Origin of the sequence: Pedobacter duraquae (assembly GCF_004362245.1) — a bacterium.
Lineage (GTDB): Bacteria > Bacteroidota > Bacteroidia > Sphingobacteriales > Sphingobacteriaceae > Pedobacter > Pedobacter duraquae.
In genome coordinates this window covers 870,436-891,390 of sequence record NZ_SNWM01000001.1, presented here as the reverse complement: position 1 = coordinate 891,390, position 20,955 = coordinate 870,436, and the positions used below count along the sequence as shown (strand labels likewise).

The window sequence follows — 20,955 nt, the reverse complement described above, 5'->3', positions numbered from 1 at the left end:
TGACAACCCTTTTTTATAGCAGGCTAAAAAAGGATATTAGATTATTGATCCTTCGAAAAATTGGCATAGAATGATGTTAACACGCTTATTATTTCTTTTGCATTAACTGAAATATATTGCCCTCGGGATCCTCCCCGTCACAAATCCAATAGTCATAGTTTTCAAAAGTTTTAATTTCTCCTATCACTACATTTTGGATCAATAAGGAATTTCGAAGTTCAGCGATAGTATCAGTCTCGAAAACAATTTTAGTATTGTTTTCTTGCTTTGAATCTTCGTTGTTAATGTACTGGTCGCCAATTTTATGCAGGCCTAGAGTACAGCCCCCAGCATTTAATAGTATCCATTCTTCTCCCAAATCTTCGATAACTTCAAACTTAAATATATCTGTATAGAATTTTTTTAATTGATCAACACTCTTAACGAAAAGAATTATGGAACCTAATTTTATTTGCATAGTCAAAAGATAAATTGTGAGTTACAAAAGAAGAGAAAATTACACGACGCAATGAGGACATTTGTCACTAATACTGTAATCCTGAGTTCATCTTTTAACTTGTATTTCGAATACGACTAAGTGTTTTTCTGCTCAGGCCCAGATAAGAGGCAACCATGTGTAGCGGCAGACGATTAAAAATTCCCGGTTGAGTTTCTATAAATTGTCGATACTTTTCTTCGGCAGAACTGCTCATAGAAGTGAATACACGATGCTGAGTTGCAATTTGATTTTTTTCCAGGAGACTTTTCATCACTACTTTTAACGCAGGTATTTGATCTAACAAATATCGGAAATCTTCCTTTTTCCAAATTAAAACTTCACTGTTTTCAATCGCCTCGATACTGTAATTAGAAGGTTGTCCCGTTAAATAACTCTCCCGCTCACTCATCCAGCTCGTTTCAGATGCAAATCTAATGATATAATCATTACCGTTGTCGTCTACTCTAAATAGTCGTAAAAGTCCTTTTGAAACGAATATCATGTGTTTGCAAATCTCACCGGTTTTGAAAATAAAATCTCTTTTTGTAACACGTTTCATCACCGCATAGGACTTGATCAGTACGAGATCTTCATTGGTGAAAAGAGCTTTTTCTAACAGATAATCTGCTAATGTGTCAAAAGTCATGTGTGATTTTTTATTCTGATAAGATGTAAAGTTAAAATGTTCGGTGTAAAGCCGTTATTAAAACAGGTGAAAAGATAGATGCTTCCTGTCTTTTCACCTGTGCATGTTGTTGAAACGGCTCTTAAAACTTAATACCTGCAGAAACTTTGATATTGAAGGGTTCCCCTTCGATAAAATAGTAATTTTTTCCACCGGTATCATTCAGTAGTATATCACCTGATGACATGTAGCGTTTACCGGTTAAATTATCAGCCAACAAACGTAGGAAATACCTGTCGGTAGTATAACTTATACCTGCATCAAATTTGGTGAAATTTGGAATATACTCGTGAGTTTCTGAAGTACTCCTTTTAAGTTGTGTAACCTGTCCAATGCTGAATGCAACGCTTGCCATGTTTTGCAAAGGGATGCTGTATTGCATCCATGTGTTTAAGATCTGTTGGGGAGTTTGAGAAAGTTCTTTGCCTAGTTGCTCCTCATCCACGTCTTTTGTGATCCTCGCCTTTACAAAAGTGTAATTGGTGGAGATTGAAAATTTATCTGTGATATTACCAATAACATCGACCTCTACTCCATTGCTGGTCACCTCTCCAATTTGTTTTACATAGCCGGCATGCTCATAATCTGTAACCAGCACATTCGTTTTTGTAGTATGAAAGCCATTCATCGTTGTTAGCAGCCGAGATTGAAACCAATTTCGCTTAAGCCCAAGCTCAAGGTCATTCCCACGTTGTGGGTCAGCTGCAGATGAAGAACTTACTTCTTTTGTTATCGGATCCGTTGCTGTAGCTAACAGACCGCTTTGTGGAACAAACGACTGGTCAAATAAAAGGAATACCGACGTTGCACTATCAGCAAGAAATGTCAAAGCGGCCCTAGGTGTCACTGCATGCTGTTTAAATGCCTTAACAGGCTGAGCACCCCTGGCGGTTGTGTTGAACCGGTCGTTGTCGTACATGGTATATCTTGCGCCGAGTGTCAGTAATAATTTGTTTTGTAAGGTGATGTTATCATAGAGAAAACCGGATTTCAGAAAAGTATTATTGTTGATCTTAACTGTTCTGGTGGTTTGACGTACAAGCGCGGGATCAACACTATTTATATACGTATTCTTATTGTAGGCAAACTCTACCTTACCATTATTTAATGATATAGAGTCTTTGCTATTGGTATATTCCGCACCAAAAAGAAGCTGGTGTTTAACAGAGCCTGTGCTCAATTTACCATTGATAAATAACTGGGAATTTACAGTGTTCCCATTTCCGATGGTATAGCTGGCCCGGCGAAGGGTGTTGCCCCTTGTGTCAAAATTTACCGCGCTACCCTTTGAGGTCATATACCAGGTTTGGTAAGGCGCTGAAAGATAAGAAGTCTGACTGGTGATTTGCCAGTTATCACTAAATTTGTGCTTGATCACGAATCTGCCTGTTTCATTTTGCGCAAAACTTTTTGGAAGACCTGGAGCGTCGCTGTAGTTTAGTCTGATGGCATCTTTTAGAGCATCATCCTGATTCCTGAATTTGTTGATAGACGCTCCATTTTTTGCTTCACCTCTTACAAGGTTGTATTCGGCCAGTACAAATGTTCCAGGACTGAAATTGTACTGCAAAATGGGAGCTACCACATACTTTTCAGTTTTAAGGAAGTCCAGATATGAATCTTTATGTTGATAGGCGACATTAAATCTGGCAGAGAAACCGCGTGGCTTGACCGCAGATCCCGCATCCACCGCAATGCGGTATAAACCGAAACTTCCGGCTGTCTGCACCACATTGAGGTGCTGCTGTGCCGGTGTTTTGGTAACAATGTTAACGGAGCCACCAGGCTCAGCGTTAGCATTCAGAAAACCTGCAGGCCCCTTCACAAACTCGACATTTTCAATTAGCGCTTCATCGTCAATGGAAGCGCCGTAACTAAATCTTCTGGACATACCATTAAGTGTAGTAAAGCCTTGAAAACCGCGTATCTGCAATACCGCTGAATTATCAAAAGGAGTGCTGTTGTAACCAAAATAAACGCCGCTCGCATTTCTCGCTGCATCTTTAAGTTCCAATGTTCCCTGTTGTTGCAATAATGCTGAAGAAACACTAATCACATTTTGCGGAATTTGCAGTATGGGCAGATCTAATTTTAGGCTGGCAGAAATTGTGTCCTTTCTTATTTTTGCGCTTTTTCGTGCCTTAATATGCACCTCATTTAATTTATTTGTATGTGAAGCAGTGTCAACTGCTATAGTTTTTCTTGCGCTCTGCGCATAGGCAGTGCCGTGTATGATAATAGAGATAATTACTAAGAGGTAAAGCTTTTTATACATTTTAAAAGGATTATTTTTGATATGGTATGGACAGCTCGCTATCAGGGAATAGATAATTCCCTTTTGCAAGAAATGGATAGCCTGGCGTATGCCAGAAGTAAATTAGAAAATATAGAAGGCCGGGTAGCTTAAGCTAGGCGCTTATGTTATCCTGGTATAAAGTTGGTGGACCCCTGTTGACACAAGCGGGCAATTCAGGTTTGATGGAGCTTGCGAAATAATGAATACGCATGGTCATCAGTAAGGGGCGGAGTATGTTTATTCCGCTACGCTGCAGATCGATTCTGTCGCCTTGCATGGCATTGGCAGCCAATGCACAAAATGTACACTTCTCGGTAAGGCAAGACTTAGCAGTATTTTGCCTGACGCCATACCGCTGATGTCCGTGATAATTCATCGTAATAGAATTAATTAGGAAAAGTAAACAGCCCAATATAAGGGCTATCCGTCCTGATGCTTCTGGATATGTAAATTGCTTTGCCAATGCTACAAAGTTGCATATAAATAATCAATAGCACAACCTACTGTTCATATTTTTATGGATGAGTCATTCGACTCTTCGATTTGGAAACACCTGTTAAACCAAGACTTGAAATGATTTTTTTTAATATAGTATTTATCTAATTTAAATTTGCAACTTTGATGCAATTGAAAAATAGATTAACATATCAGGAATCGAAGTGCATAGCAAAACAGCTGGTAGCTGGCTTCCTTTTTATGTTAATGTTGACTATAGCTGTCAATCAATTTTTTCATCATCATGAAAAAGTCAGGTCATCCAAAAATAATTCTGGATTACAGGCCGTCGATGTTCATTCAGCCTGTTCTATTTGTGATTATTATATAAATAGGGTGGTTGATGAGATTTTCTTATCTACTTTGATTTTGGTGTTTTTAATAGAAAAATGCCGTTCCGTATCAATCACTTTTTGCATAAGTCAAACAATTGACCGTTGGTTTTTTTGTTTAATTAATAAAGGCCCTCCTATACTGTTAGGATAATTTTAATTGTCTTTTTTCTTAAATGGGCACATGCAAAACGGCATGTGTGGTTAGCTAATCTTTATTAATTTCTTATTATGCTTCAAGCTGTAGATTTAAACAAATCTTATGGGCAGTATCATGCGCTCAAAAACTTAAACTTAACTATCCAGAGAGGTGAAATCTTCTGCCTGCTCGGGCAGAACGGTGCCGGCAAAACCACCACTATTAACTTGTTTCTCGGATTTATAAATGCGACTTCAGGGGAAGCTAGAATTAACGGAATCGTGGTGAAACCGGAACAACAGACTACAAATAAATTTCTCGCTTATATTCCAGAGGTGGTCAACCTATATGGAAATCTATCGAGTCTGGAAAACCTCGACTTTTTTAGCAGACTTGCAGGTTTCAGATATTCAAAAAAAGAATTGGAATTCTTTTTAACAGAAGTAGGTCTGCAGTCAGATGCATTCGACAAAAGGCTGGCCGGTTATTCCAAAGGCATGCGGCAGAAGGTAGGTATAGCTATCGCATTAGCGAAAAATGCTGATGTACTATTTATGGACGAGCCCACTTCGGGTCTGGATCCTAAAGCAACGAATGAGTTTACTACCATAATACATAAACTTAGGGAAGAGGGAAAGGCCATTTTAATGGCAACTCACGATATTTTCAATGCTGTAAACGTCGGTACTACAATCGGAATTATGCGTCAGGGAGAACTTGCGCACCAAATTCCTGCAGGTGATTTGAATGCGATCGATTTACAGAAATTATATCTCGAAACGATATGATATCCTTAAGAAATATTTATACGGTTGCAAGGAAGGAAATAGTTTCGTCGTTCCGGGACCGAATCTTCGTTACGCTGCTTTTTATACTCTGTGCATTATTGATTACAGCAGCGTTCGCAGGTTTTAAGAACTATTCCCAGATCGAGAAGACTCAGTTAAATGCGAATGCATTTTTTCGGCATGAACTCGAAGAGCAACAGCACAATCCTCATGCTGCCGCGCATTTTGGAACTTATCTTTTTAAACCATTTAGCTTGCTGGTGTTGTACGATCCCGGATTGGTTGCCTTCACAGGAAATACATATCAGGTGGAGGCCCATAAACAACATGAAATAAATTACGCAGCTATCCAGGATCGGGATGCCTCCATGCGATTTGGACAATTGAGCATCGCTCTGATCTTACAATTGTTCTTTCCATTGCTGATTATATTTATTGGTTTTTCAACAATAACAGCTGAGCGGGAACAACAAACCCTAAAGTTGATCCTGATCCAGGGGATCAATAAAAAAGAGCTGGTTTGGGGAAAGTTTTCCGGGATTTATGGTCTTGTGTTGCTGGCTATTTTGCCTGTCTTTGTATTGATGTTGTTGAACTTGCTAATAGCAGGTGGATCAACCAATTTATTTTCAAGATTGTTGATGTTCATGATCGTTTACCTGCTCTATTTTTCTGTGATTACAGGAATTGTAGTATGCTTGTCGGCCTGGAGCGGGAGCTCTAAATCGGCCTTATTAAAAACTTTGGGTATCTGGGTGCTATTTTGTGTATTGCTTCCAAGAATCGGCGCTGCAGTTGCTGATCATGCTTACAAACTGCCAACACGCTATGATTTTAACCGGTCGATGCAACGTGGTTTCTCCAAGGGGATTAATAAAGATGGCAATTACATTCAGAGAGCTGAGAACTTTGATCAAGAGCTAATCAAGCGGTATCATCTGGATAGTATCCAGCAACTTAATCCATCGAAACGCGACGGTTTACAATTGCAATATGGAGAAGACTACAACCTGATGCTTTTTAAAAAATATTCGGCACCGGTAACAGATCACATCAATGCGCAACAGGGACTTCAGGACATGTTCGGCATTCTTGATCCTGTCATTAGCATTAAACAGTTATCAATGTCATTCGCAGGCACAGATTTTTTACATCACCTAGATTTTTTTGAACAGGCCCAGCAGTACAGGAATGAATTCATGGCCACGCTTAATTTCAAAGAACAACAGGGAAAAATGGATCCCAAGGATTTTCCGATCTTCTTCAAGAAAATTAAAAAGTTTGATTATCTAGAGCCTTCGGCTACGTGGCCCGTTAAAAAGCATCTCTTATCGTTATCTGCTCTTTTATTTTGGTTTCTATCAATTATTCTGATACTAAACTTAACTGCTAAATACCTAAAAGTCTCTTAAAATGAATGTCTTTCTCACAGTTTTGAAATTTGAATATCAGCAATTTTTCCGGCAGCGCATCATGCCCTTTAGTTTGCTGTTTTTCCTGATACTGGGTACTTATAGTATCTACTCAGGAAATAGGGTTATAGGCAAACAGCTCATTGTACTTGATAGTCTCAACAGGTCGTACCAAAGAGACTACGCCGAGGCTTTACGTGCTTTTGGCGATTCAGCAAGTGTTGAAAAAAAAGCACAAGCAATACATGCTGGCGACCCCGCTGTGGTGGATTACAGACTGCCGCAAAATGCAGTGAATTATCCCAAATCACTTGCAGCGCTTGCCATCGGACTTCGGGATATCAGCCCATACTACGAACGTATTAAACGCCATATCGTTTTCATGGATCCACAAACGGAGATTTCTAATCCAACATTACTCTATGAGGGTAACTTTGATCTCTCTTTTGTACTTGTCCTTTTAATTCCGTTACTAGTCATATCCATTTGTTATAATGTCCTTTCCCAGGAAAAAGAAAATGGCGTATTTGCATTACTTCTTTTACAAGGCGCTAACATCCATCATATTGTTATCTACAAATTGATTTTTAGAGTACTTGTGGTTTTTCTGATGATTATCTTATTGCATATTCCTGCAATTCTACTGGCAAAGGGATCTGCACTGCAAACATCAGATATGCTTTGCTGGATTACCTGCATAATAGCATATTTGTTTTTTTGGTTTAGTGTATGTTATGCCGCAATTTGGTTCAGGAAAAGTTCATCAGTCACAGCCCTGTTTTTAACTGGTGTATGGTTGTTTTTTGCCATTCTTATACCAGCAATCACAAATATCTATGTAGACCTGATAAATCCTGTACCTATGCGGACAGATCTAGCAGCCTACGAACGGCATGTCAGCTGGCAAGTCTGGGAAACAAAACCTGCAACCCTTATCGGCTCCTTTGCAAGAACTCACCCTCATTATATGAAGTTCTATAATCCACTAAAAGACACCACGAATCAGAATAACTATTTTTTCGCTGCTTATAACCATATTAAGGAGCAGAAGGTGTTGCGTGAAAGTGCCGGGCTGGATGCTGAGATCCAGAAAGGAAATGTTTTGTTAGCCAGGTTAATAATCATTAATCCAGTAACAACCATGCAGGAACTCCAAAATAGTATAGCCGGCACAGGTATGTCGGAAAACCTGGAATTTAAAAAACGGATAATTAAGTACAGAAATCAGTGGCGCGACTTTCTATATACCAGGGAATTTAACGGTGGTAGTTTTGCGCAAAGTGAATTCAAAAACTTTCCGGTATTTGACGCATTGGCCCCTCCATGTTCGGCTAACCAGATTTTGATCGGTACGCTCACATTCTGGTTTTTAGGTATTATAGCTCTGTTGATTGGGTTTTACAGGCGTAGTAAGACAATTGAACAGCTATGATATCTGAGCCTAAAATTGTTCAGCCTTGCCCATGCGGTAGGGGAAAATTGTCTTTGCGGTATGCAACCATTCCGCAGGATCATTCGTCTTGTTATTAATTTTCTTTAATGGCCGGGTGATCGTTTTTAACACACGCTTCGGAAAATCTCTTGGCTACTAAAGCGCTGTTAAAAAAAGTCACGCATGGAAACTACTGAAAAAATAAAATTGAAAAAATTATTATCCTTAATTATCGTTCCCCTCGCGCTGGTATTAGCGTTAGAGATAAGAGATGTCTTTAAATACCTGGGCTTAAAGATACCTGGATTGCCCATGCCATACGGCGGTTCGCTCCTGGATAATTTGCTAGCAGTTTTACTTGTACTGCTTGCTGCCCTATTGTTGCTGCCAAAAAAGAACACGTTACTTTTTAGCTCCTTAGGGCTGCATTGGAATGGATTCAAGGGGCCTTTGTTGACACTGGTTGCGACCGTACCTTGCTGGATAGCGTTTTCATTTCAAGGGAAATTATCCGATCACATTAGCATAAGAGACATCTTTTTCTTAGCTTTTGTTTTTCCACTTGCCGAAGAGCTGGTATTCCGTGGTTTTGGATTTGTGTTAGCAAGGAAAAGACTAGGTTGGAATTATTTTGCCGCAGTAATGCTTCAATCTCTTGTTTTCGGATGGATCCACTGGATGGGTGCTGGTGGAGCGGGACCTGTTGCAACGCAAATCTTTTTAATTACTTTTTTCGGAGCAATAGTTTTTGCCATATTGGATGCGTTGGATGGCTTTACCATCTGGAGTGGATTTGTGTTTCATGCTTCCCTCAATGCCATGTGGAATGTATTTGTCATATCTGATACCGCCGCTACCGACTGGGTAGGGAATGTAACCAAATTCGCAAGTGCGGCGCTGGCGATAATACTACTATTTTATTTCGTTCGAAAAAGACAGAAGTTACCTGCTTATTAAAAAACCCGATGGCTCTATTTTTGCGTTAATACTGGATACACATCAGGATAAATGGAGCACTCAAAACCGCAGGATCTCGCAATTCTTGTTCAGAAAAAACTAAAGTTGACTAAGGGAAACCTGCCAACGCCGCAGTTAAGTGTTTTGGAAGATCTTTTTACCTGTCTTTTTTATACCAGTATGTGTAAAGAGGAGAGTGACCTGATCAGAGTTACCGTTACGATTATAGACCCTGAAAATCCGGATCCCAACCCTCCCAAAAAAATTGTTTCCGAGCGATGGAGCTTTGTCAGGTTTGAGAAGCCCATTCCCATGAACACTAAATCGCTGGCAAAATTATCTAAAGCAGCAGATCCTTCAAGTTCTTCCCTCGCTGCCTATCATGATGAAAAAGGGAATTTGTATGTCTGGGGGATGATTGATCAGGCTATGCACTATCAGAATTTCCTGAATTACGAGTCTGATACCAATTCGGAACAGCCTGGCCTTTTTCAGGTATCCATTAACGACATTGGTACGCTGGAAGTTCTTTTTGATTATGAACTTTTGGCAACTTTAAAACAGAATGTGCTGGTAAAACGCTACCTGGACGTTCTAACTATTGGACCCATTTCAAAGATCCTGCGGAAAAATGCAGAGTTTTTGAAGTCAACCCTCCGCCAATATATCGAAGAGGCACACCCTGATGAAACCTATGCTGATTGGGAAGATTTCCTGGATAATCTATGGATCCAGACTTTTTCCCGTTTACTTTTAAAAATACAAAACTACCACCATGGTGGCGCAATTCTGATTGCCGACGATAGCGCAGACCTCGATGTCAAATATAGGATTCACTACGACCGGTTAACGCTAGCCATGGTTTCACATGCTAAGGCTTCAATCGACAATTTCGTGTCAGACAGGACTATTGTTTCAGATATGAAAGCAGGTAAAAAAGCGGTGAGCAGAAGCCTTTACTTGAAGGAATTAGGCTCATATTATATTAAAACAGGTACTGCAGATGAGATTAAAGGGGCGATCAGCTTTATAGCTTCACAAACCTGTGTTGATGGGGTAGTTTTATTTGATCGACGACTGGTTACAAATGGATTCGGAGCCGTTTTGCGTGCTAAAAAAATGCCTAGAAAGATCCATTTATCTTCAACTGCGACAGCCACTGCGAAGTCACTTACGCCACACGATCCAAAACATTATGGAACCAGACATCGATCGATGATTGCCTATTGCTGGAATCACCCTACAGCCCTTGGGCTGGTAATTTCTCAGGACGGAGATATCCGCGTTTTCTCTAAAGTTGAAGATAAACTGATCATGTGGGAAAATATAAAAACCCAGCAATTTCTCAGCAACAATAGATCCAGGAGGAAAATTGGTGAATAAGTGCGCTTACTGATTAACCCTTACCGTAAAAATCTGGAGTTGGGTTCAGCGATTTGTTCTGCCACTGATGCCAGTACGGATAAATAGGAGGTACTATACTAGCCTCGTCCAGTTTCTTAACTTGTTCAATACTCAGGTTCCAGCCTACGGCACCGAGATTTTCCTGTAATTGCGCTTCTGTTCTTGCACCGATAATGATACTCGAAACAGTAGGTCTCTGTACTAACCAGTTGAGTGCTACCTGTGCAACATTTTTACCGGTTTCTTCTGCTAACTCATGCAAAACATCTACAGTATTGTAAAATACTTCTTCCTTAATAGCCATTTCGGGCACCGGACTGCTTCCTTTGGCAACCCTTCCATCACTAGGGATCGGCTTATTACGCCCATATTTACCCCCTAATCTTCCGGCAGCAAGCGGAGACCAGATAATTGCACCAACATGCTGATCAAGAGCAAGCGGCATCAGTTCCCATTCGTATTCGCGGTTGGCAAGCGAATAATATACTTGATGCGCCACGTATTTATTCCATCCGTATTTTTCTGAGATCCCCAGCGACTTCATCAAATGCCAGCCAGAAAAATTCGAAGCAGCTATGTACCGTACTTTACCACTTTCTACAAGGTCGTCAAGAACCCGCAAAGTTTCTTCAACTGGCGTATTGCCATCAAAACCGTGCATGTGATAAATGTCAATATAGTCTGTTCCAAGTCGCTTTAAGCTACCTTCTATTTGCTTTAAAATATGAAAGCGTGAGGAACCCTGATTGTTGGGGCCTTCACCAAAAGTAAATGTGCTTTTTGTGGAAAGTAATAACTTGTCTCTATTGTGGCCTGAAATGGCTTTTCCTAAAACTTCTTCGGCCAGTCCGTCTGAATAAATATCAGCCGTGTCAAAAAGATTGACACCGGCATTAAGACAGATGTCGATCAAATTCTTCGCTTCTTCTACCTGCGTGCTGCCCCAGCCCTTGAAGAAGTCGTTTCCACCACCAAATGTAGCTGTACCGAAACTCAACACGGGGACTTGCAAACCCGATGCACCTAATTGTCTGTATTCCATTTTATCTATTTGATTGGTAAATTTAATCAACTGAATTAACTTTTACTACGACAGAAAACCATCTAAAATGATATTTATGGATTGTACATGTAAGTGCTAAGTCGTTTTTCTCCATTTCTTTTTAGAATCCCTTTTGCGGTTGCAGACTTTAGGTCGCGGCTAGCTGTTGCCGAAGATATTATTTTAAAGTGTTGAAGATAATCTTTGCGAGTAAAAGATTTTTGACCAACGATTTCTTTAAAAATAGAAACCCGGTCTTCTACCTGCAAAGAAAGATTCGGTAAATGATATAAAGAATTTAGCGATTGAAGAATCGTCTCGAGCATAAATGTTATAAAAGGTGTACAATGTCCCACGCTGTCAGATTTGTTTAATGCCTCATAGTAATTAACCTGTTCCGCTTTAATTATACTTTCTACTGGAAGGTATTCAAAGACAAGGTATTGTTGCATGAGTAGCAAATTCTGCCATAGCCTACCCATCCGGCCATTTCCGTCATTAAATGGGTGTATGTATTCAAATTCATAGTGAAATACGCAGCTTTTTATTAATATATGATCCTGATCATACTTAATATAGTCCAGCAAATTGTTGAGTAAGCCAGTTACCATATTTCCCTGTGGTGCTACATGGGTAATTTTTGAGCCCTTAACAATGCCTACGTTTCCTGTTCTAAATTTACCGGCATTTGGAATTAAATCGCTCATTAGGATTTTGTGCGCATCTAAAAGAGATCTAAGTTTGAGCGGCTTAAATTGATTAAGCATTTCATATACCTTAATTGCATTTTTCACTTCCAAAATATCTTTTTTAGGAGCGAGTATTCTTTTATTGTTGAGTAGGGCTGTAATTTGCTCTTCCGTCAACGTGTTACCCTCAATTGCCAACGAGGATTGTATAGTCTTTATACGATTAGTTTTTCTAAGTTCAGCCGGAGGCCTATTTAACTGGATTGCATTTAGTTCGCCAATTTTTTCGGAAATCCTTAACAATAGGGAAATTATTTCGCTGTTGATAGTGTATGGAGGCTTTACATAACGCATAATGATAGTATCATATGATACTATCAAAGTTAGCTGCATTTATTTTATTTCACAAGTTCCTACGCCGAAATTTCCTGTATAAAAGATAAATCAATAGCATTGCCCCCACGGCGAGCACAAGCGCTCTCAGTAAACCTGATGCCTTAGGAATGCTGGCTGATTGCTTTGATTCTTGGCTATGGGTTGCAGACTCCTTTTTTGCAATGTTCTTCTTTGACACAGAATCCACTGCTAGCTGTGTGAGCTGTTTCTTCAACACTTCCGCACTGCGTTTTCCTTTAAAAGCTTGTTCAACACGATCTGCCTCACCAATAAACCCGCTATCCGGCGAAAGCTTAAAAACACCCCTCGGCCAAATGATAGTTCTGGTTTCAGAATCTGAACTGTCCCTACTCAAGTATACCAGTTGATTTGTCGATTCCTTTTTAAGCACCTGCTGTTCGTTGATCGAAGTATTTGAACTGGATCGAGAACTGCTTGTTGCGTTTTCCGAACTTGTTTTCTTGAACATATTACAACCTAGGCACAGGAGGATGCATAGCGAAAACTTACTGGATCTTAACATGATTAACCTCCTTTCTTACTTTGCTAATTCGCCATTCTGCAAATCTGCTAATGGTTTTGATATGTCTAAGTCTGCGGTAAACACCATCGCCTGCCCTGCTGCCAGCAAGGTTTGTGTTGCCTTCGATACTGGAAACCCAGTCGCTCCGGATCCCCGTAACGATCCCGCAATGTGCAATCCTTTTCAATTCTGGAAAATAGATGCCAAGCACCAGTCCGGGAACAACTTCCTTAACCCGCAAGCGGGTAGGGAAGAGGTATGGCGACCAGGCCGTTTTGGGCTGATTGTAGCCGGCTTCGTTGAATACCCAGGAAACAAAAGCAGCGCACCATGCAGCTCCCTTTTTGAAACCAACGTATTGCAGATAAGCCTCAACCTGCTTGCCATCATTGTTTCCCGTTGCTTCGCGAACGCCTAACTGACTTTCGGCGACACTGATAATCTGATCTGCGGTTGATGTTAGCAGATGGCGATGAGGCACATTGCCCCGGCCAATAGCAGCAAGGCAAAGGATGCCCAGAAAAAGCTTAGCTGTTGCCATAACTCAAGGGATCTAAATTGTATAACCATACAGGAAAGACCAGGTAAACCCAGGCCATTCCAAAACCATTTTAAAATAAACCAGCTGATGCCGGTAATAAGCAGAAAGGACATGAGGCCGAGTAAGATCAGGAGCCAGATGGAGGGGTCAATGCTGCCTGCCGTTTGATCATAATGACGGATTAATAAAGGGCTGAGCTGCCAGAGCAGTAATAAAAAACCCGCCAGCGCCGTGATTTTAAGGAAGTCGGGCTTAATCGATGCCTCATTTTTTAAAGGATGTACTAAGTTCATGATGTTAAATTTTAACAAGCCTCCCAGTCTGGTGCTGCAGCGCGTCACGATGATTACTGTCCGCCTATGCATACTACCCAGACCTGGAGGATTGTGGTTAGTTAATTAATTAAATAGCTGTAAGCGTTCCGATATACAGGGTTCCCGAAGCCAGATTCTTAGTTGTTGTAGAAACAAAAGAGATATAGCACATCACCGGGTTGCCCATCATACCAGCCGGCATTTGCAGGGTAAAGGTTTTTGCCGAACGCGGTGCAGCATTCTGCAGTTTCACCCATTTATCTAGCGACGGGCAGTAGACCACTAGCGTAACCAAGTCTGTAGGGCGCTCTTTGGCGTCATTAAACACATCTGCCCAGCTGTACTTGATCTTTGACCCGGTAACAGTAGTGATCTGCGCATCCCTGGCATTTTCCAGGCTGCCTTTACTAAACTGCAGCTTTTCGTAATCAAAACTGAAGTTTGACGATACACCGGTAACCGCTGTCTGAAAGTTAGCTGTGAAGGCCGCATTTCTTGGCGTTTGAACACTGCTATACGCTTTAAAGCCGACATCAATCACGCTGGCTAATGGCGTAATGGCATCTGTAACCAACTTGAACTTGGCCTGTTGATCCTGCTGCGCCTGGGTTGGTGGCTTGCTGCTCTTTTTTGGATAAGCTTTGATCACATCCAGCGTACGCCATGATGATCCAACAATGTTTCCAACTTTGTTTTTGAATCCGCCGAGGATTCCGTTTCTGATAATTCCCATTTTAATGGTTTTTAAAATTTAATATTCTGTGAATTTGCAATTGCTCCACAAAAAGACATGATTTTAAAAACCTCTGGCAGTACAGGGGATACAGTATCCACCGGCAAAAATCGTCGAAATTAGCCTTGAACCTCACTGAAACCCGGAAGCATTTTAATAAAAAAAAGAAAAATAGATTGATTTGAATCTCAAAAGCACAGTATATATGACCGGATGGTTTGATAAATTAAGCTATTTAGAATATTTTGTTGCCTATTTATATATAAAATACAATGCTTAAGTAAGTGATTATAAAGAAAATGATAGTTTTTTTGGTCGTTTTTCGAACTATTTCTGTAAAAACAACATTTTGTGCTTAAATCACTGTCTGTCAGTATCTAATTGGTAAAATATACGCTCTAATGACCTTTAAAGGCTGTTTTTTAACGCGGCGGAATTTTTCTCAAAAACAACATTTTACACGTTTGAAATCCGAACGCTCGTTGTAGTTGTCAAAAACGGGGTTTATTAACTGTGAGTCAGTTGTTTATGAGGTTGTTGGATTTGAAGTTTAATTTATTTGTTTTTAAATTTATTCAATAAAATTTACCAACTAATAACTTAAACCAACTTGTTATGAAAAAATCTTTTCTTCAGGAAATCTTTGATCCTGCCAATTTCAAAGCTCAGTTTACCCTTCTCATGGTTTCTTTTATACCTGCTCATGTTGTTACTACGCATAACCGTAGCATGATCTCCATGGATGTTATTAGGTTACCTCAGTATCCCCGGGCACTTTTTTACAGTACCCTTATTGCTTTCATCGTTACAGAACTGATCTTTTTAGCGATAAAGGATTCACACAAAAGGTACCCCATTTATGAAAATAAGCAGAAGCATTGGATGTATCGCATTTCAGTCGGGGTTATTATTCCCTTGATTCTTGCGCCATTCTTAGCCGATTTATATTACTGGGCGGTTGGAAAGAACATGTTTGTATATGCAGATTATTTCAGGGACGATTACCCTGTGGTGATTGGCTTCATCTTTTTTGGCAATGCGCTGATCGAATTCTTATTCTGGGCGCAACTTGTTGTTAGGTATGATAAGGCAGATCACCAGTTTCCAGAGGTTCCGGAGATGTATCCCATCCCGGAAGACGCAATAAACATTGAAGAGGAACGTGAGAAAACTCAGAAAAGTAAAAAAAAAGACTGCGATTTTTCAGATTTTAAAAAAGATCCTAGGTTTAGCCTGATAGTCTTAGTCGGGAAGAGGTTGATTCCCTTTAATCGGCAGGGAGAGATTGTTGACTGGCCCGAGCGAAGTATCAAAGCGAGTATCAAGAAACTGCCCGACACCTATTGTGCAATTAGCGGATCCTGCATTATTTTTTGTGGAGCGGTGGATAAAGTGTGGTATGACAAAGGCAAGAAGGAATTTTCCATCAAATTGAATTGTTATAAAGAGATAATCACCGTAGCTCACCGGGGTAGTGAAGTTTTCAAAACATGGTGCTACAATCGTGGAATTGAAATCTTTTATGATAAATAAAAATGTAGACGCATAAACTATGGACTATGAATGTGGTAAGGAACTTAATTTCGATCTTAACTCAACTGCTGGTCTGCCTCCAGGACATTAAGAGCCTGTTGGCCTCCAGTGAGGCGCAACGGGTAGAAGAGCCAGAATGGCTAGATGTACCACAGGCGATGCAAAGATTTAATGTGAGCGAACGTACATTGCGTCGCTGGCATAAGGAAGAACGTATCTCAGCTATTTCCATAGGACATAAACGATTTTATTCTGCCCGACTCAGTTAACAACCAATGATAGAACCGATCTGAACAAATCAATTAACCCGGCATCAACAGCCGGGTTTTTTAATGACCAAGAATTTTGACAAAGGCTTGCTAAGCGGACATTTTTATACGAGTTCCGGCCATATCAATACGAGTTCCGGTCATCATTTGTTTTTGATATACAGCGAGTTATATATTTGATCTATTAAACGAAATATAAAAATCTAAAATATATTGAACATGAAAACAATACCGAAAAAAATAGGAAATCGAACCGAAACTGGATCTGAAATCGGGAGTTCAGCTCGTGGCGTCATGATGGCACCCTGGTCCGCACCTTGTTCGACCAGTTCCGAAAAAATCAGGAACCAGGTGGTCTGGAAACTGATTCCTTCATTGCTTAAAAAAATAGGTATCTATTACTGTATTTTATCGGTTCAAATCAATCAAATCAAATTTCTAACAGTTTTAAATTAATAACATCATGGCAAAGTTAATCAATGGTCTCCTTGGAGGTATTAGCGGAAAAGTTGGTCCCATAGTAGGCGCAACATGGAAAGGGGTAGAATATGTACGTGCAGCAGCAGCCCCAAGTACAAAGCCGCGTACAGAAAAACAAATTGCACAGCAGGTTAAATTCAAGTTTTTGCAAAACTTCCTCAAGCCTTTTCAGAAATTTATTGTAGTTGGTTTTAGAAATGATGCCATCAGGCGTACTGAATGTAACGTTGCTTTCTCGCTCAATTATAAGTCGGCAATTATTGGAAGCTATCCAGACTTCGAAATCGACTATTCAAAAGTGATCATGAGTAAAGGCATTTTACCTAATCTTTTTGAACCTAAAATTAAATTCCTGACAGCGGGAACGCTTGAGCTCAGCTGGAGTGTTTTTGAAGAATGTGTGGGAAGTTTTGAAGATCAGGTTACGCTATTATTGTATAATCCCAGGTTGGAGAAAATAGACGGTTTTATTGGTGGTGTTGAGCGCGCTGCGGGTCGATGTACTTTTGATATCAACCCAAGGCTGATTGGAGAGAGCTTGGAAGTTTACGTGAGCCTAACCTCTAATAACCGGAAACTAATCTCCAATAGCCTATATGTGGGAAGGTTGTCAAGATGAATGCTGCGCAAATAAACTTCCCGAATCGTCTGATGGTAGATCAGCCAGACGAAACAAAAATGAAAATCGTGATGGATGAGTTGTTGATAATAGTACGGGAGGTAACTTTAACCAATTCCAACGCTGATTTTTCGGAACGGTTTATTCGATATGTGCAGTTGGCCTGTGCCGAACTGATGGATCAGCTGCACCTTATTGGTTACGAGGGCGACTACACTAAGGCTGAGCGAACGTTATTATGTACATGGATAGCGATTTTTTTAGAGAACTTACAAAAATACTATCCGGCGTTTTACAATTTGCATTCGCAGGTGCCGGTATGGATAGGGGAGCATGGGATTCTAAAATTGGAAAAGGCAGCGAATTTAAGTTACTCGAAATTGAAACTGAAAATTCAGGACCCGCAGTTACTTGCAATTTTAGTTCACGATGGCAAGCTTTCTTTGCCCCATGAAAGTTTAACGTATTACAAGCTACAACACCGGCTGTTGGTTCATCAATCAATCATTCAATTTTGCTTACAAACGCAATCAGAAGATTTTGATAAGCGGCTGATCGATCATTTGATTGGGCTCAATTATGATGAAAGCGCATTTATCAATTATTATACCGAAGGTGTAGAGCGGGAGGTTGAATTGGAGTCTGGTTTGCAGGCTCAGATGCAGATTTTGCAGTGTTACCGAAAGCGACTGTTCCTAATTTCGATCAGGAACAAACAGGGGCAGGATAACAGGGCGCTTGAGGTTTTAAGTGACTATGTTCTTGAATTGCTGGAAGAAAGAAGAGCTCAACTGTTTGGGCAAACCTCGGTATCTTCAGGGCCACAAAAACTACACACTCAGGAAATCGGGTGTTACAAAATCAAAGTATCCTTTTCTGCAAACGTGTTGGCCTATCTTACCAAACTGTACATTAACTGCGGATATATGACAGCTGGTACGAAGACAGACCTCTTCAGCTTTTTGGCGGCACGTGTTCAAACTGCAGGAATCAAAGACAATACATTGTCCGCATTGAGCCTCGGTGTAAAGTACCGGCAAGTTGTGTATACCACGGCGGTGCAAACCAGGGCAATGTTAGTGAAAATGCTGAAGCAGATAGATTTGGAATTTAAGTGATTGAAACAATGTGTAATGTAATTGAGTCGTATACTAAAAATAAATAAGGTTTTTAGAGTGTAATTATTTAACTTTATTTGAAATAAATTATTGTCTGATGTATTCTAAATGCTGTTTGTATTATGCTGATTTTGCTTGACATAGACGGTGTTATGGTTCCTGCAAATTCTTGGAAAAAGCCGGAGTTTCATGAAGATGGGTTTCCTGTTTTTACTAGAAAATCTGTGGATGCTCTTAACAGGATTATTTCTGAAACCAATGCTCAGGTTGTTCTAACTACGTCACATAAATCGAACTACAGTTTGTCTCAGTGGAAAAATCTGTTTAAGAACAGAGGCATATTAGTTAAGACCATAAAGCGACTAGATCAGAATAAAGCCAATCATGATCGTAAAACAGAAATAGAACAATGGTTTTCTAAAAGTCATGTTGACCATGAAGATTTTGTGATCATTGATGATGATAAAATGCTTAATGCTCTGCCGGTTTATTTAAGAGAGAATTTAGTGTTAACAAGCTCATCTGTGGGACTTACAGATGAGTTGGCAAGTATCGCTATCGCGAAGCTAATGAGCCATTCTACTGATTTTGTTTTTTAAAGAAGTTGGCCAAATGGGGTACTGGTTCTTTCATACACTTTAGGGGAGATTTCATAACGGGTATTAAACCTTTGAGTTTTTTTTGGCGGCGCGTGTTGTGCTTTTTCAAAACAATTAAACAATTCAAATCATAATTAGGTTAATCAGGTCTCTCCCTTAACGTTTAAAAGAAATCAAAATGATTATATCTTCCCTGGAATTTGAGCAATACACCGCATCTATTAAGCAAATTTTATATAATAAGGGGCTGGAGTTAACAATCCATAATGTCGATTTAGTTACAGAAATTACTGACGACCGTAAGCGTAAGGCCTGGTATGAAAATAATTTTGTTGCCTTTCCACTTCGAACGGAACCGGCTACAGAAAACATTGTAATCACTACGCGTTTTATTCAGAGCTACAGTATTCATCTGCACTATGAAAATAACGAAACGCCGATACAATCATTGACTCAAATTAACGAAAAGATCAAATCGCTGGATGAGGAGGCTGTTCGGGTCGAGATTGATGATTATATCGAAGAGCGGATTACGAATATGTTGTATTGTTTTTCTGGTGCATTGAAGGATATCAAAAAAAGTTATGTTTTTGCCGGGATAAAAGACAATGTCCTGATCATGAAAGAACTTCTTCTATATTATCGGAACATTCGTGCAAGTAAGGAAATTCAACTACAATATTTTGTTTATCTGGCATTACCCAAACGGATATCAGACCTTATGACTGATGTCCTTATAGCTATTTTAGAAGATAAACTTCGTATTGTTGGAGAAGTAGGTTTGTAGGAAATAAGCTTAGATTAGTTATTCCATTTTCTTTGTACCTAAAGCATACTGAAGGCCGCCTAAAAGATGTTTCAGATATAGTGGATCGCTGTAAGACGCTTCAGTATGACCTAACTCCGTATAAAATGATCGACCGCCATCAAAATCATGATACCAACTCATTGGATGGTTATCTCCCATAGCACCAACACCGGGTTTATAACTTTTCTCGTCAATGGCAATCAGTACGTATAAAGTTTCTTTCGTCATCCAGTTGAAGTTATACCATTCGTCCTTTCTTTTCCATTGCTCAGGCAAATGTTTTGTCGCAATGCTCTTCCGGTTAACAACATTTAACGTTGCTTCCTGCTGTTCAGGGTGCTTAACAAAATAAGCACCAACAAGATTGCCATACCAAGGCCACTCGTATTCTGTATCTGTAGCGGCATGGACACCAACAAATCCTTTTCCCGAACGGAAATATTGTTCAAAAGCCTGTTGTTGCAGATCATCCAGCGCGTTTCCTGTAGTGTTCAGGAATACAACTGCCGCATAAGGTTTCAAGCCTTCTTTAGTGAATCGGTCTGCGCTGCTCGTAGTATCAACGTCGAACTTATTTTCCTGGCCGAGTTTCATGATCGCCGCTTTACCAACTTCAATAGAAGAATGGTGGAAACCAGCGGTTTTACAAAATACAAGGACTTTTTTCTTTTGAGCCATGCTGTTAAAGCTTAAGAGTAAAAACAGGCCTATAAAAGCTGCGATATTTCTATTCATCATACAATGGATCAGGTTTATAATTGGTTGAATAAAGTAAGCGATTTTTTTTGACAATGATCATTGTTGTTTGAAAGAACTCGCCAGACTGCGCGATTTTTATAAAAATAAAATATAATTAGCTTATTGTTGTCGCGA

General features: G+C 39.9%; 22 protein-coding genes. 11 read left to right on the top strand and 11 right to left on the bottom strand.

All coding sequences use genetic code 11. The features are described from left to right. Nucleotides 1–88: 88 nt before the first annotated feature. From CLV32_RS03935 to CLV32_RS03920, 4 genes are all read right to left on the bottom strand, one after another. Entirely contained in the window at nucleotides 89–457 is a 369-nt protein-coding gene (locus tag CLV32_RS03935) for a VOC family protein (RefSeq protein ID WP_133552590.1), read from the bottom strand. Between the two features lie 94 nt (nucleotides 458–551). After that, nucleotides 552–1,124 carry a Crp/Fnr family transcriptional regulator gene (locus tag CLV32_RS03930; RefSeq protein WP_133552588.1) on the bottom strand — a complete coding sequence of 191 codons (573 nt, stop codon included), beginning with the start codon at nucleotides 1,122–1,124 and terminating at the stop codon, nucleotides 552–554. Between the two features lie 121 nt (nucleotides 1,125–1,245). Further along, on the bottom strand, nucleotides 1,246–3,438 hold the full coding sequence (locus CLV32_RS03925; RefSeq protein ID WP_133552586.1) for a TonB-dependent siderophore receptor: 2,193 nt from the start codon (nucleotides 3,436–3,438) through the stop codon (nucleotides 1,246–1,248). Between the two features lie 133 nt (nucleotides 3,439–3,571). Then, entirely contained in the window at nucleotides 3,572–3,835 is a 264-nt protein-coding gene (locus tag CLV32_RS03920; RefSeq protein ID WP_133552584.1) for a hypothetical protein, read from the bottom strand. A 682-nt stretch (nucleotides 3,836–4,517) separates the two neighbouring features. Between CLV32_RS03920 and CLV32_RS03915 the strand changes: the two genes are divergently transcribed. From CLV32_RS03915 to CLV32_RS03895, 5 genes are all read left to right on the top strand, one after another. Beyond that, on the top strand, nucleotides 4,518–5,213 hold the full coding sequence (locus CLV32_RS03915) for an ABC transporter ATP-binding protein (protein WP_133552582.1): 696 nt from the start codon (nucleotides 4,518–4,520) through the stop codon (nucleotides 5,211–5,213). Further along, entirely contained in the window at nucleotides 5,210–6,625 is a 1,416-nt protein-coding gene (locus CLV32_RS03910) for an ABC transporter permease subunit (protein ID WP_133552580.1), read from the top strand. The genes CLV32_RS03915 and CLV32_RS03910 overlap by 4 nt, the downstream gene beginning before the upstream one ends. A 1-nt stretch (nucleotide 6,626) precedes the next feature. Further along, entirely contained in the window at nucleotides 6,627–8,057 is a 1,431-nt protein-coding gene (locus tag CLV32_RS03905; protein WP_133552578.1) for a DUF3526 domain-containing protein, read from the top strand. A gap of 183 nt (nucleotides 8,058–8,240) precedes the next feature. Then, nucleotides 8,241–9,014 carry a CPBP family intramembrane glutamic endopeptidase gene (locus CLV32_RS03900; protein ID WP_133552576.1) on the top strand — a complete coding sequence of 258 codons (774 nt, stop codon included), beginning with the start codon at nucleotides 8,241–8,243 and terminating at the stop codon, nucleotides 9,012–9,014. Between the two features lie 51 nt (nucleotides 9,015–9,065). Next, nucleotides 9,066–10,397 carry a putative sensor domain DACNV-containing protein gene (locus CLV32_RS03895; protein WP_133552574.1) on the top strand — a complete coding sequence of 444 codons (1,332 nt, stop codon included), beginning with the start codon at nucleotides 9,066–9,068 and terminating at the stop codon, nucleotides 10,395–10,397. A gap of 13 nt (nucleotides 10,398–10,410) precedes the next feature. On the opposite strand, the gene CLV32_RS03890 is transcribed toward CLV32_RS03895, so the two are convergent. The 6 genes from CLV32_RS03890 to CLV32_RS03865 form a co-directional block, all read right to left on the bottom strand. Beyond that, nucleotides 10,411–11,460 (bottom strand): aldo/keto reductase, encoded by a 1,050-nt coding sequence (locus CLV32_RS03890; RefSeq protein ID WP_133552572.1) that lies wholly within the window; start codon nucleotides 11,458–11,460, stop codon nucleotides 10,411–10,413. A 74-nt stretch (nucleotides 11,461–11,534) separates the two neighbouring features. Continuing rightward, entirely contained in the window at nucleotides 11,535–12,530 is a 996-nt protein-coding gene (locus tag CLV32_RS03885) for a Fic family protein (protein WP_133552570.1), read from the bottom strand. A 22-nt stretch (nucleotides 12,531–12,552) separates the two neighbouring features. Beyond that, nucleotides 12,553–13,014 carry a hypothetical protein gene (locus CLV32_RS03880; protein WP_133552568.1) on the bottom strand — a complete coding sequence of 154 codons (462 nt, stop codon included), beginning with the start codon at nucleotides 13,012–13,014 and terminating at the stop codon, nucleotides 12,553–12,555. Between the two features lie 37 nt (nucleotides 13,015–13,051). Continuing rightward, nucleotides 13,052–13,609: a peptidoglycan-binding protein gene (locus CLV32_RS03875; protein ID WP_133552566.1), complete on the bottom strand. Its 558-nt coding sequence runs from the start codon at nucleotides 13,607–13,609 to the stop codon at nucleotides 13,052–13,054. Beyond that, on the bottom strand, nucleotides 13,528–13,902 hold the full coding sequence (locus tag CLV32_RS03870) for a hypothetical protein (RefSeq protein ID WP_133552564.1): 375 nt from the start codon (nucleotides 13,900–13,902) through the stop codon (nucleotides 13,528–13,530). Before CLV32_RS03870 ends, CLV32_RS03875 begins: the two co-directional genes overlap by 82 nt. Before the next feature lie 109 nt (nucleotides 13,903–14,011). Beyond that, nucleotides 14,012–14,656: a DUF6266 family protein gene (locus CLV32_RS03865; protein WP_133552562.1), complete on the bottom strand. Its 645-nt coding sequence runs from the start codon at nucleotides 14,654–14,656 to the stop codon at nucleotides 14,012–14,014. A 615-nt stretch (nucleotides 14,657–15,271) separates the two neighbouring features. Between CLV32_RS03865 and CLV32_RS03860 the strand changes: the two genes are divergently transcribed. From CLV32_RS03860 to CLV32_RS03835, 6 genes are all read left to right on the top strand, one after another. Next, nucleotides 15,272–16,189, top strand: coding sequence for a hypothetical protein (locus CLV32_RS03860; protein ID WP_133552560.1), 918 nt, complete (start codon nucleotides 15,272–15,274; stop codon nucleotides 16,187–16,189). A 26-nt stretch (nucleotides 16,190–16,215) separates the two neighbouring features. After that, nucleotides 16,216–16,458, top strand: coding sequence for a helix-turn-helix domain-containing protein (locus tag CLV32_RS03855; protein ID WP_133552558.1), 243 nt, complete (start codon nucleotides 16,216–16,218; stop codon nucleotides 16,456–16,458). A 463-nt stretch (nucleotides 16,459–16,921) separates the two neighbouring features. Continuing rightward, entirely contained in the window at nucleotides 16,922–17,557 is a 636-nt protein-coding gene (locus CLV32_RS03850; RefSeq protein WP_133552556.1) for a DUF6266 family protein, read from the top strand. A 32-nt stretch (nucleotides 17,558–17,589) separates the two neighbouring features. Continuing rightward, a complete protein-coding gene (locus tag CLV32_RS03845; protein ID WP_133552554.1) occupies nucleotides 17,590–18,675 on the top strand; it encodes a hypothetical protein in 1,086 nt (361 codons plus the stop codon). Between the two features lie 122 nt (nucleotides 18,676–18,797). Next, complete coding sequence (locus tag CLV32_RS03840) at nucleotides 18,798–19,274, top strand: HAD domain-containing protein (RefSeq protein WP_133552552.1); 477 nt, start codon at nucleotides 18,798–18,800, stop codon at nucleotides 19,272–19,274. 178 nt (nucleotides 19,275–19,452) lie between these two features. Continuing rightward, nucleotides 19,453–20,061, top strand: a complete 609-nt coding sequence (locus tag CLV32_RS03835) for a hypothetical protein (RefSeq protein ID WP_133552550.1) — start codon at nucleotides 19,453–19,455, stop codon at nucleotides 20,059–20,061. An 18-nt stretch (nucleotides 20,062–20,079) separates the two neighbouring features. Here CLV32_RS03835 and CLV32_RS03830 read toward each other — a convergent pair whose 3' ends face one another. Further along, complete coding sequence (locus CLV32_RS03830) at nucleotides 20,080–20,820, bottom strand: ThuA domain-containing protein (protein WP_133552548.1); 741 nt, start codon at nucleotides 20,818–20,820, stop codon at nucleotides 20,080–20,082. Nucleotides 20,821–20,955 lie beyond the last annotated feature (135 nt).